The following is a 12,163-nucleotide window of genomic DNA, read 5'->3' on the forward strand; positions in this document are numbered from 1 at the left end:
CAGAGCACAGGCCTGTGAAAGCAGGCCTGTGCCTTGTATCCGTGCAATCGCTTACCCGCGACGTACTTCGGTCTTCAGCAGGTAAAGCCCCATCCCCATGCCCATCACACACAGAATCCCCACATACCACGATGGCCCCATCGGGCTGGACTTGAGCATGAAGGTCACGACCATCGGCGTCAGTCCGCCGAAGATGGCGTAGGACAGGTTGTAGGAGAACGATAGACCCGAGAAGCGCACCGCTGGCGGGAAGGCCTTGACCATGACGTATGGCACCGCGCCGATGGTGCCGACGAACAGACCGGTCACGGCGTACAGCGGGAACAGCCAGTCAGGATGCGCGCCGAGGCTGTGATACAGCGTCCACGAGCTGATCAACAGACCAAGGCTGCCCAGCAGGAATACCCAGCCAGCGCCGAAACGGTCGGCCAGCGCACCGGCGCCCACACAACCCAGGCTCAGGAAGACAATCGCCAGGCTGTTGGCCTTCAACGCCACGGCAGCCGGAAAGCCGAACGTCGCGCTTTGCAGAATGGTCGGGGTCATCAGAATGACCACGATGATGCCCGCCGACAGCAGCCAGGTCAGCAACATCGAAATGGCGACCGCCCCGCGATGGTCGCGCAACACCGCCTTGAGCGGCACTTCCTCGGCCAAGGCCTTGCGCAGTTGCAGTTCGGCGAACACCGGCGTTTCGTGCAGCCAGCGACGCAGGTAAACCGACAACAGGCCGAACACACCGCCGAGCAGGAACGGGATACGCCAGGCGTAATCGGCCACCTCAATCGGGGTGTAGATGCTGTTAATGAAGGTGGCGACCAGCGAACCCAGCAAAATGCCCGCCGTCAGGCCGCAGGTCAGCGTGCCGCAAGCGTAGCCGATGTGGCGCGCCGGAACGTGCTCGGAAACGAACACCCAGGCACCCGGCACTTCGCCGCCGATGGCTGCACCTTGAATGACGCGCATCAGCAACAGCAGGATGGGTGCCCACATGCCGATTTGTGCGTAAGTCGGTAACAAACCCATGATCAGGGTCGGGACCGCCATCATGAAAATGCTCAAGGTGAACATTTTCTTGCGCCCCAGCAGGTCGCCGAAGTGCGCCATGATGATGCCGCCCAGCGGCCGAGCCAGATAACCGGCAGCAAAGATGCCGAAGGTCTGCATCATGCGCAGCCATTCCGGCATGTCCACGGGGAAGAACAGCTTGCCGACCACCGTCGCGAAAAACACGAAAATGATGAAGTCGTAGAATTCCAGCGCGCCGCCCAGAGCGGACAAAGACAACGTCTTGTAGTCGTTTCGGGTCAGCGGGCGCGCCGGTTGCGCAATACTTGAGGGCACTGAGGACATGGCAAGGCTTCTTCTCTTAGGGACGTCTCTTATGGGTAAGCGATAGCAATGCTGACTGCGGCGGGATGGCGTACAGCCGCGATTCTCTCAAGCAATGGGTGCGGATAGGCACCAAAATTGCGTGATACAAGCAGTCATGCCGCCTGATCGGGTCCGGCACGATAGCAAATTGTTTCAAAATGCACACAGATAGAAGCTGCAAGTGGTCTAAATCGCCTGTCCACGGGTCGTAGCCTGACGCACGGCCCGATATACTCGCAGATCGCGAATGGCTACAGCGTGTGTGAAAAAGTATCGGGGGTGCTGTGCGAAATCAACTGTCCGACAGCCGCTTTCGCAGAGTTTCCCTTCAGACGCTTCGAACCATCAACCGGCTCGTAACAGCGTCGTCTATTCACCGCGGCAAAGACTTAAGCGTCATGGGTCAGAGGCACCCTATGCAATGATCGAGCTCGAACAAGAAGATCCAATTCCACAGGGCGACCTTGCCTTGCAAATCACCGCGTTGCCCCGTGAAACCAATGGTTTCGGCGATATTTTCGGCGGCTGGCTGGTATCCCAGATGGACCTCGCTGGCACCGCAATGGCCAGCAAAGTCGCGGGCGGACGCGTCGCCACCGTCGCCATCGACCGCATGGCGTTTCTGGTGCCGGTGGCGGTTGGCGCGCAGTTGTCGTTCTACACCCAGGCCCTGGAAATCGGCCGCAGCTCCATCCAGATGATGGTTGAAGTGTGGAGCGATGATCCGCTGTCCAGCGAATGGCGCAAGGTCACTGAAGCGGTGTTCGTATTCGTCGCCATTGACGGCAGCGGCCGCACGCGTTCGGTCCCCGCACGGCGGTAATTTGCCGCACCTGAGGCATGCAGTGGCCGCTTCACGGTAAACTCGACGACTTTTGTACGGTCTATTTCTGTCACCGTCCTTGAGCGAGAACTTACTGATGCCAACGCCCCAGGTTGAAACCGTCACTATCGATGAGCTGAATTGCTGGCGCATCCGCCACGGCGACGCCCAGCTGGTCGTTGCCCAACAAGGCGCGCACATCGTCAGTTATCAGGTTGATGGCCAGCCACCGCTGATCTGGCCCAACGCGCAAGCCGCGTTCAAAAAAGGCAAGGCGATTCGCGGCGGTATGCCGATTTGCTGGCCGTGGTTTGGCAACCTTGAGCGCAACCCGCTTAGCGTTCAGGCCATGCGCCAGAGCGATGAACCGGCCAAGGCCCACGGCGAAGTACGAGCCATTGACTGGGAATTGCTGGGGGTTGGCGAAGACGGCGATGCGCTGCTCGTCGAATTCATTCAGCCCTTGGCCGAAGGTCAGTTGCCGGGCTGGCCGCACGACGTGGCGCTCAAACTGAGCATTCGCCTGGACGAAGCCCTGAACGTGAGCCTCGTCAGCTATAACTCCGGCACCGAAACCGTGAGTTTCAGCCAGGCCCTGCACAGCTACTTCGCGGTCAGCGATGTACGCGAAATCAGCATCAAAGGCCTCGACGGCCTGCGCTATATCGAAACCCTGGAAAACTGGGAAGAACGCGAACAATCCGGCGAGCTGCAGTTTGCTGGCGAGACCGACCGCATCTACCTCGACACCCCGGACATGCTGAGCATTGTCGACCCGCAATGGCAGCGCAAGATCCACATCTGCACCAGCGGCTCGAAATCCGCCGTGGTCTGGAACCCGTGGACGGAAAAAACCAAACGCTTCAACGACATGGCCGCCGATGGCTGGCAAGGCATGGTCTGCGTCGAAACCGCCAACGTGCTCGACGACATCGTGACCCTCGCGCCGGACGAGATGCATGTGTTGGCGCTCAGCGTTTGGGCTGAGGCGATCGAAGCGCAAGCATCAGAGGCATTATAGGACCGGCTCTGGAATGCATTCCGTAGGACCGGCTTTAGCCGGGAGGAGGTCAGCCCATTCGTAGCAGCGGCGTCGTCAGAACCCTCGCCTCCCGGCTAAAGCCGGTCCCACGAAGAAATGCTAAAGATCCGCCTCAACCACAACCCGTACCTTCGCCGCTTCCATCGCATAAGCGGCATCCGCCAGGTCATTGCTGACCTTCTCGACTTTCAGCGTGCCGACCACCCACAGCGGCGTGTAGATGTCGTCGATTTTCAGGCCTTTGGGGTAACGCACCAGCACCAGTTGATTCGGCGGCGGTGGCGGCACATGGATGCAGGCGCCTGGATACGGAACCAGGAAGAACAGCGTGCTGCGGCCCTTCGCATCGGTCTCCAGCGGAACCGGGTAGCCACCCAGACGAATCTCTTTGCCATTCATGGCCGGCACGGTTTTGGCCGAATACATGACCGCCGGCAGGCCTTTGCTCTGCTTCAAGCCGCCCTTGCTGTCGAACGTTCCCTGAGCTTCGGGCGAGTTGTGGTCGATCTCGGGCATCGCCTCAAGGGCTTTCTGATCCGACTTGGGCATCAATTCGAGCCAGTCGGTTTCGGGGATTTCAGCGTGGGCCAGGCCACAGGTCAGCAGCGCAGCAATAAATAAAAGACGTCGCATTGGCAAGCTCGGCAAGAGGATGAAATCAGGTCCGGCATTCTAGCCCTCCGCACGCCGAGTGCGCAGAGGGCTAACTACTCGCTGTCAGTTCTTTCTGATCAGACCGTACAGCACCAGCAGCACAACTGCGCCAACCAGCGCGCCGAGGAAACCTGCACCCTCGCCTGCCTGATAGATGCCCAACGCCTGGCCACCATAGGTTGCTGCCAGAGAGCCGCCGATACCCAACAGAATGGTCATGATCCAACCCATGCTGTCATCACCAGGCTTGAGGAAGCGAGCCAGCAAGCCCACGATCAAGCCAATGAAGATGGTTCCAATAATACCCATGTCATTCCCTCTGTATGAATTGGACACACCAAAGTGTAGATAAGACGCTCGGTGTCCTGCCATCTGAGAACGTACAGCCCAGAATGGTTCCACACTATAGGCGCTGCATTGCAATTTGACGGCGCAATCGCTCCGACCCGAACGGCTGACTCGCCCTACAACGCCAGCTGATTCGGCTCATTGCCTGCTGACATGAAGAGCTATTGATTGAGCCGGCCAAATGAAAAATTCATCTGGCCAATCCGATCAACTCTTCAAGAAATTCACTCATGAACATTCCTGCTATTTACCGTCGCTTACTCGCTGCGGCTTTGCTGATCAGCCTGGTATCACCGCTCATGGCCGCGCAACCGCCGATCAAAGTTCACTACTTCATCCACGACGACGTTCCGGCCCGGTTGCGGGGGGCTGATCTGCAAGCGCGTCAGCTCGATCACTGGGTCACTGAAATGGCCCGGATCGGGCAGCGAGAAATCGAGATCAATTACATCAGCCATGCACCCGGCATCACGTCCATGGACTACAAGAACACCGACATGAGGGTTGCGCTTGATGACTTTCGCGAGCGGATCGTTGACTACCGCCGCTCGCAGAACCTCACCGATCCCAACTTCAGGAACGAAAAATTCCTGTTGTTCGCGATGACTCAGGGCAACAACGTCGGTTGGGCCGAACACCAGCAGGAAGTCGGGATCGCCTCACCGGCGTACATCCCGATTGCAGCGCATGAGCTGGGCCACATGTTTGGCGCCTTGCATGATGACGGCGCGCAGCTGCCCATGGACCCGGACTCAAACGCCACTTGCGGCACTTACATGACTTCAGAGATCAATGAAAAGTCGTGTCTGAGATTCAGCGACAGCAACCGCCAGCGTGTCGCGCAGTATCTGCGCAACACGCCGTGAAGCAACCGGGCTACCTATTGCGGGCTGCCCGGTACTGATCAGCCTTTGATCAACGCTTCGACGAGCTTCACCTGACGGTCCAGGGTTGCACGGTCGGCGCTGCGCACCGTCGCATGACCCACTTTGCGACCGACCTTGAAGGCCTTGCCGTAGTGATGCAGATGGCAGTCGTCGATGGCAATGACTTTATCCACAGCGGGCACTTCGCCGATGAAGTTGAGCATCGCGCTTTCGCCAATCTTGGCCGTTGAGCCCAATGGCAAGCCCGCGACCGCCCGCAGGTGGTTTTCGAACTGGCTGCATTGCGCGCCTTCGGTGGTCCAGTGCCCGGAGTTGTGCACGCGCGGGGCGATTTCATTGGCTTTCAGGCCGCCGTCGACTTCGAAGAACTCGAACGCCAGCACGCCGACGTAATCCAGCTGCTTGAGCACGCGACCGGCGTAATCTTCAGCCAGTGCCTGCAACGGGTGATCGGTGCTGGCGATGGAAATGCGCAGGATGCCGTTGTCATGCGTGTTGTGCACCAACGGGTAGAAGCGTGTTTCGCCATCGCGGGCGCGCACAGCGATCAGCGAGACTTCGCCGGTAAACGGCACGAAGCCTTCCAGCAGACAGGCAACGCTGCCCAACTCGGCAAACGTGCCGGCGACATCGGCTTGGGTGCGCAGCACTTTCTGACCTTTGCCGTCGTAACCCAGAGTGCGGGTTTTCAGCACCGCAGGCAGGCCAATGCTGGCAACTGCGGCGTCGAGATCTGCTTGCGACTGGATATCGGCGAACTCCGGCGTCGGAATGCCCAGGTCCTTGAACATGCTCTTTTCGAACCAGCGATCACGAGCAATGCGCAAGGCTTCGGCGCTCGGGTAGACCGGCACGAACTGCGACAGGAACGCCACGGTTTCGGCGGGCACGCTTTCGAACTCGAAGGTGACCAGATCCACTTCATCGGCCAACTGGCGCAGGTGATCCTGATCGCCGTAATCGGCACGCAAATGTTCGCCCAGCGCAGCCGCGCACGCGTCTGGCGCCGGGTCCAGGAATGCGAAATTCATCCCCAGCGGGGTGCCTGCCAACGCCAACATGCGACCCAGCTGGCCGCCACCGATTACACCGATCTTCATGGAAAAACCTCAGGCGTCGCGCGGGTCTGGATTATCCAGCACGCTGTCTGTCTGCTCAGCGCGGAATTTCTTCAGCACTGCGTGAAATTGCGGATGCTTGGCGCCCAGGATGCTGGCCGACAACAACGCTGCGTTGATCGCGCCAGCCTTGCCGATGGCCAGCGTCGCAACCGGAATGCCAGCCGGCATTTGCACGATGGACAGCAGGGAATCGACACCGGACAGCATCGAGGACTGCACCGGAACGCCGAGTACCGGCAGGTGCGTCTTGGCTGCACACATGCCCGGCAAATGTGCCGCGCCGCCCGCGCCAGCGATGATGACTTCAATGCCACGGCCTTCGGCCTGCTCGGCATACTGGAAGAGCAAATCCGGTGTCCGGTGGGCCGAAACCACTTTGACTTCAAAGGGGATGCCGAGCTTTTCCAGCATATCGGCGGTGTGGCTAAGGGTGGACCAATCGGACTTGGAGCCCATGATCACGCCAACCAGTGCGCTCATCGTCGTGCCTCTCATCGGGCGCCCGCAGGCGCGTCAAAAAACAAACAAGCCACGCGGGAGACCGGCGTGGCTTGCTGTACGAATAATGACCGATCGAACCGGCCAAAGGCCGCGCAGTATACCGTAAAGCTGGCAGATGACAGCCCCCTTGACGACCATCTGCATTCAGGCCGCTTTCGGGTCCGTCCGGGTGCCAGCCAATACGCGCCGCAACAATTTTTCCTACGTATTCAATCCAGAATTTATTACTTCAGATGTCGTGCAGGCGAGCTGTATCACGCGCTGGACCTGTATTAACGTCGTGTTCGCCGCCATGGATTGGCGGAATCAGGGATTTGTCTGGACTTACCCTTGAAACCACCCACTTTCGTTAATGGATTAACGCTTATGAACCTGGATGTTCTTAAACCTGCCACGCTACTCCTGATAATGCTTGGCATGCTCTGGCAATGCGCTTTTGCCGATCAGACGCCGCAGAAGCGCCCGATATTCCTTACCGTCTTGCTGCACGACGATATTCCACAGGCCGAGCGCGAGCATATCCGCCGCGACTATTTTGTCTGGCTGCTCAAAGACCTTGAGAGTTTTACCGGACGCAGGGTTTACCTGGATTTTATCGAGCGCACAGGCCCGCTCACTGCCATTGACTACCAGGGTCGACATGAAGAAAACACACTTCGCGACTGGACACGGCTGGTCGACCAATACATCGCCAAGCACAATAAACCGCAGTTCATTACTCACAAATACCTGCTTTTAACCCGCAATAAAATCAGTGCAAAAACGTTGGGACTGACTAAACCCGGTCATTATGCAGCGATTGCATCGATGGCAACTTACACCGCTGCGGCTCATGAGATCGGTCATATGTTCGGCGGCACCCATGAAGCATCAGAGGTCATCTACAAGGTCGGCTGGTGGTGCGAAACAAACATCACGCCAACGCGCCTGAATCTCAGAGCCAATTGCTACCTCTATAGCGCGCAAAATAAAAAGTTGATGCTCGACTATTTAAACAAGGCACCTTGAAGTAACACGTTTGCCGCTCGACTGCACATCGGTCGAGCGGCCTGCTTCAACTCGGGTCTTGAGCGGCGCCGCCTTCCAGCTTGCGCCACAACAGGCGCACGTTGGCCTTGCGCACCAGGGCGCAGCGATACAGGCGAATCTCCAGCGGCACATGCCATTGCGGGCCGCCGCAGACCACCAGTTCGCCCCGGGCCAGCTCGGCGCGCACACTCAGTTGCGGCACCCAGGCGATGCCCAGACCTTCGAGGGCCATGCTTTTCAGGCTGTCGGCCATGGCCGTTTCGTAAACCGTTGTGAAGCGCAGACTGCGTTGCCGCAACAGCAGATTCACCGAGCGACCCAGAAAAGCGCCAGCGCTGTAAGCCAGCAACGGAACACTGCCCTCACCTTCCAGATCAAACAGCGGCTCACCCTCGGCGTTCGCCGCGCAGACCGGCAGCATTTGCGTTTCCCCAAGGTGCAGCCACGGGAAAATCTCGGCGTCCATTTGCAAGGCCGCGTCCGGGTCGTAGAACGCCAGCATCAAATCGCAGCCGCCTTCACGCAGCGCATGCACCGCGTCACCGACGTTGGTTGCCACCAGTCGCGTGGCGATGTTCAAGCCTTCGTTACGCAATTGGGCAATCCAGCGCGGAAAGAACCCCAGCGCCAGCGAGTGAGCGGCGGCCACTTGCATGACTTCACCCTGTCCGCCTTCCAGGTGATGCAGATGCCGCAGCACCTCGCCCAACTGTTCGACCACAGTACGCGCGGTCACCAGAAACAGCTGACCAGCAGCGGTCAGTTCGATAGGCGTGCGCGAACGATTGACCAGCGTCAGGCCCAACGCCGCTTCAAGGCTGCGAATGCGGCGACTGAACGCCGGCTGCGTAACAAAGCGACGCTCGGCGGCCTTGGAAAAGCTGCGCGTCGCGGCCAGGGCACTGAAGTCCTCAAGCCATTTGCTTTCCAGATTCATCGGTTCTCCAGAGCCGCTTGTTTACTGAAATAAACACAAAACCTGTACAGGCTGTGTAGGACCGGATTCATCCGGGAAAGCGTCAATACAGCCGACAAAACTATCCCGGCGGCACCAAAGCCTCGCGAATAAATTCGCTCCTGCAAAGGAGCAGGCACCAACCAGCACCTCTTCATACGCCTGTCACATCTTCCCCGTCACACGCACATTATGCCGTTCGTGCATGGGCCAGCGTTTAACAGCATTGGTCAAGCATAACCTGAAAGGCCAGTATTCGCAGCGTTCCGGCATGTTCCATGCCCTTTTTGAGATCATCTCTATCATGTCCTCGCCTGCATCATCGCGCATCGAAAAAGACCTGCTTGGTGTGCTCGAAGTACCCGCTGACGCGTATTACGGTATTCAGACTCTGCGAGCGGTGAACAACTTTCACCTCTCCGGCGTTCCGCTTTCCCATTACCCGAAGCTGGTTGTCGCACTGGCGATGGTCAAGCAGGCCGCAGCCGATGCCAACCATCAGCTGGGCCACCTCAATGCGACCAAGCATGCAGCGATCAGCGAGGCGTGCGCGCGTCTGATCCGTGGCGATTTCCACGATCAGTTCGTGGTGGACATGATTCAAGGCGGCGCTGGCACTTCAACCAACATGAATGCCAACGAAGTGATCGCCAACATCGCCCTTGAAGCGATGGGCCTTGAGAAAGGCGATTACAACCAGCTGCACCCGAACAACGACGTGAACATGGCCCAGTCGACCAACGATGCTTACCCGACGGCCATTCGCCTGGGTCTGCTGTTGGGTCACGACGCCCTGCTCGCCAGCCTCCACAGCCTGATTCAGGCGTTCGCGGCCAAGGGCCAGGAATTCAACCACGTGCTGAAAATGGGTCGTACCCAGTTGCAGGACGCTGTGCCGATGACCCTCGGCCAGGAATTCCGCGCCTTCGCCACCACACTCAACGAAGACCTGAACCGCCTGCGCAGCCTCGCGCCGGAGCTGCTCACTGAAGTCAACCTGGGCGGCACCGCCATCGGCACCGGCATCAACGCCGATCCGGGATATCAGCATCTGGCGGTTTCGCGCCTGGCAACGATCAGCGGTCAACCGCTGGTTCCCGCTGCCGACCTGATCGAAGCCACGTCCGACATGGGTGCTTTCGTGCTGTTCTCCGGCATGCTCAAGCGCACGGCGGTCAAGCTGTCGAAGATCTGCAATGACCTGCGCCTGCTGTCCAGCGGCCCACGCACCGGCATCAACGAAATCAACCTGCCAGCGCGTCAGCCCGGCAGCTCGATCATGCCCGGCAAGGTCAACCCGGTGATCCCGGAAGCGGTCAATCAGGTGGCCTTCGAAATCATCGGCAATGACCTGGCGCTGACCATGGCGGCTGAAGGCGGCCAGTTGCAGCTCAACGTGATGGAGCCGCTGATCGCCTACAAGATTTTCGATTCGATTCGCCTGCTGCAACGCGCCATGGACATGCTGCGTGAGCACTGCATCGTCGGCATCACCGCCAACGAAGCACGCTGCCGCGAACTGGTGGAACACTCCATCGGGCTGGTCACTGCGCTGAACCCTTACATCGGGTACGAAAACGCCACCCGTATCGCCCGAATCGCCCTCGAAAGCGGTCGGGGTGTTCTGGAACTGGTGCGCGAAGAAGGTTTGCTCGATGACGCCATGCTGGCCGACATCCTGCGCCCGGAAAACATGATCGCTCCACGCCTCGTGCCGCTGAAGGCCTGACGCAACCCGATTTAGGTAACACGCTCACCAGGCTGAGGGCCTAGACACCCCTCTCCCTTTTGAGGGTCCAGAGGTCATTCTCTCGGACCCTTTTTTTTACCCGCAAAACCGAAAGTGACTACAAACTTCAAGGAAGTCAGTGCTTTACGAAACGGAAAACGATTGCAGACGCAAGATCAGCGCACCGGTATAGTGCGCGCCCCCTAAAAACAACATCGAGGATTTATCTATGCTTGAAGTCATCAACGACTTCCTCTCGGGCAAAGTGCTGATCGTACTGATCGTAGGGCTAGGCAGCTATTTCACGATTCGTTCGCGCTTCGTGCAGTTCCGCCACTTTTTTCACATGTTTGCCGTTTTTCGCGACAGCCTGCGCAGCAGCGCGGGCCAGCTCAGTTCATTCCAGGCATTGATGCTCAGCCTTGCCGGCCGCGTCGGCGCGGGGAACATCGCCGGTGTCGGTATTGCCGTGACACTGGGCGGTCCGGGCGCTGTGTTCTGGATGTGGGTCACTGCCCTGGTCGGCATGGCCAGCAGCTTCATCGAGTGTTCACTCGCTCAGCTCTATAAACGCAAAGACTCCGAAGGCCAATACCGCGGCGGTCCGTCGTATTACATCCAGCACGGCCTGGGGAAACGCTGGCTGGGCATGGTCATGGCGGTGTTGCTGCTGGTGACGTTCGGCTTCGCCTTCAACGGCCTGCAATCGCATGCGGTGACCGACTCGCTGAAAAACGCTTTCGGGATCGACACCCTCACCACAGGCGTCTGCCTGGTGGTGCTGCTGGGCCTGGCGTTCATCGGCGGGATCAAGCGCATTGCGGCTATCTCCGACTTGCTGGTGCCGGTCAAGACCCTGATCTACATCGGGGTGACCATCTACGTGATCGTGCTGCAGATCGATCATGTGCCGGGCATGTTGATGACCATCGTCAAAAGCGCATTCGGCCTTGATCCGGTGTTTGGCGGGCTCATCGGCAGCGCGATCGTCATGGGCGTCAAGCGTGGCGTATTCGCCAACGAAGCGGGCCTGGGCAGCGCACCAAACGTGGCGGCCGTGGCACAGGTCGAACATCCGGTATCGCAAGGCGTGGTCCAGGCGTTCAGCGTATTCCTCGACACCTTCGTGATTTGCACCTGTACCGCGTTGCTGATCCTGCTGTCGGGCATTTATGACATCGGCTACACCGGCAATGGCATCGTCCTGGCACAAAACTCGCTGGCCGCCGTGGTGGGCGACTGGGGCCGGATTTTCATCAGTGTGGCTTTGGCGCTGTTTGTGTTCACGTCGATTCTCTACAACTACTATCTGGGCGAAAACAGCCTGCGTTTCCTGGTTGGCGAGAAGATGAAAGCGATCATTGGCTATCGAATCTTCGTGCTGGTCCTTATCCTCTGGGGCGCGGTCGTGGACCTCAATACAGTGTTCGCCTTCGCCGATATCACCATGACGCTGCTGGCATTCGTCAACCTGATTGCCCTGGCCATGTTGTTCAAGGTCGCGATGCGTATCCTGCGCGACTACGATGCTCAACGTAAGGCGGGCATCAAGACGCCCGTGTTCGATTCGAGCAAGTTCCCGGATCTGGATCTGGATCGCGCCGCATGGCCTGCAAACCCGAGCGGGCAGCCGGTAAATCCGGTTGAGGTCGCGGCCAAACCTGTCAGCCAAGCCCAATAATCAGCCAACGCGCTACCGG

At 58.8% G+C, this 12,163-nt stretch carries 12 protein-coding genes; 6 read left to right on the top strand and 6 right to left on the bottom strand.

Annotated elements, in window-relative coordinates; translation table 11 throughout:
- Positions 1-51 precede the first annotated feature (51 nt).
- Entirely contained in the window at positions 52-1,353 is a 1,302-nt protein-coding gene (locus tag CFII64_RS14830) for an MFS transporter (protein WP_020291609.1), read from the bottom strand.
- Positions 1,354-1,795: 442 nt separating this feature from the next.
- Here CFII64_RS14830 and CFII64_RS14835 point away from each other — a divergent pair, with 442 nt between their 5' ends.
- The gene (locus tag CFII64_RS14835) at positions 1,796-2,197 is read left to right on the top strand and encodes an acyl-CoA thioesterase (protein ID WP_020291610.1); all 402 of its coding nucleotides are present in this window, start codon (positions 1,796-1,798) and stop codon (positions 2,195-2,197) included.
- Between the two features lie 97 nt (positions 2,198-2,294).
- Positions 2,295-3,218, top strand: a complete 924-nt coding sequence (locus CFII64_RS14840; protein WP_020291611.1) for a D-hexose-6-phosphate mutarotase — start codon at positions 2,295-2,297, stop codon at positions 3,216-3,218.
- Between the two features lie 120 nt (positions 3,219-3,338).
- Here the strand turns inward: CFII64_RS14840 and CFII64_RS14845 are convergent, their stop codons facing one another.
- Entirely contained in the window at positions 3,339-3,872 is a 534-nt protein-coding gene (locus CFII64_RS14845) for a DUF3299 domain-containing protein (protein WP_020291612.1), read from the bottom strand.
- A gap of 84 nt (positions 3,873-3,956) precedes the next feature.
- Positions 3,957-4,202 (bottom strand): GlsB/YeaQ/YmgE family stress response membrane protein, encoded by a 246-nt coding sequence (locus tag CFII64_RS14850; RefSeq protein ID WP_020291613.1) that lies wholly within the window; start codon positions 4,200-4,202, stop codon positions 3,957-3,959.
- Positions 4,203-4,471: 269 nt separating this feature from the next.
- On the opposite strand from CFII64_RS14850, the gene CFII64_RS29040 reads away from it, so the two are divergent.
- Entirely contained in the window at positions 4,472-5,107 is a 636-nt protein-coding gene (locus CFII64_RS29040) for a M12 family metallo-peptidase (RefSeq protein WP_020291614.1), read from the top strand.
- A 38-nt stretch (positions 5,108-5,145) separates the two neighbouring features.
- Here the strand turns inward: CFII64_RS29040 and CFII64_RS14860 are convergent, their stop codons facing one another.
- Both CFII64_RS14860 and purE read right to left on the bottom strand, forming a co-directional pair.
- Positions 5,146-6,228: a 5-(carboxyamino)imidazole ribonucleotide synthase gene (locus CFII64_RS14860; RefSeq protein ID WP_020291615.1), complete on the bottom strand. Its 1,083-nt coding sequence runs from the start codon at positions 6,226-6,228 to the stop codon at positions 5,146-5,148.
- Between the two features lie 9 nt (positions 6,229-6,237).
- On the bottom strand, positions 6,238-6,729 hold the full coding sequence (purE, locus tag CFII64_RS14865) for a 5-(carboxyamino)imidazole ribonucleotide mutase (protein ID WP_020291616.1): 492 nt from the start codon (positions 6,727-6,729) through the stop codon (positions 6,238-6,240).
- A 387-nt stretch (positions 6,730-7,116) separates the two neighbouring features.
- On the opposite strand from purE, the gene CFII64_RS14870 reads away from it, so the two are divergent.
- Positions 7,117-7,758, top strand: coding sequence for a hypothetical protein (locus tag CFII64_RS14870; RefSeq protein ID WP_020291617.1), 642 nt, complete (start codon positions 7,117-7,119; stop codon positions 7,756-7,758).
- A gap of 46 nt (positions 7,759-7,804) precedes the next feature.
- Here CFII64_RS14870 and CFII64_RS14875 read toward each other — a convergent pair whose 3' ends face one another.
- Positions 7,805-8,716, bottom strand: a complete 912-nt coding sequence (locus tag CFII64_RS14875) for a LysR substrate-binding domain-containing protein (RefSeq protein ID WP_020291618.1) — start codon at positions 8,714-8,716, stop codon at positions 7,805-7,807.
- A 322-nt stretch (positions 8,717-9,038) separates the two neighbouring features.
- Here CFII64_RS14875 and aspA point away from each other — a divergent pair, with 322 nt between their 5' ends.
- Both aspA and CFII64_RS14885 read left to right on the top strand, forming a co-directional pair.
- Positions 9,039-10,463, top strand: a complete 1,425-nt coding sequence (gene aspA, locus CFII64_RS14880) for an aspartate ammonia-lyase (RefSeq protein WP_020291619.1) — start codon at positions 9,039-9,041, stop codon at positions 10,461-10,463.
- A gap of 229 nt (positions 10,464-10,692) precedes the next feature.
- Positions 10,693-12,144 (top strand): sodium:alanine symporter family protein, encoded by a 1,452-nt coding sequence (locus tag CFII64_RS14885; RefSeq protein ID WP_020291620.1) that lies wholly within the window; start codon positions 10,693-10,695, stop codon positions 12,142-12,144.
- Positions 12,145-12,163: the final 19 nt, after the last annotated feature.

This window comes from Pseudomonas sp. CFII64, from assembly GCF_000416235.1.
Lineage (GTDB): Bacteria > Pseudomonadota > Gammaproteobacteria > Pseudomonadales > Pseudomonadaceae > Aquipseudomonas.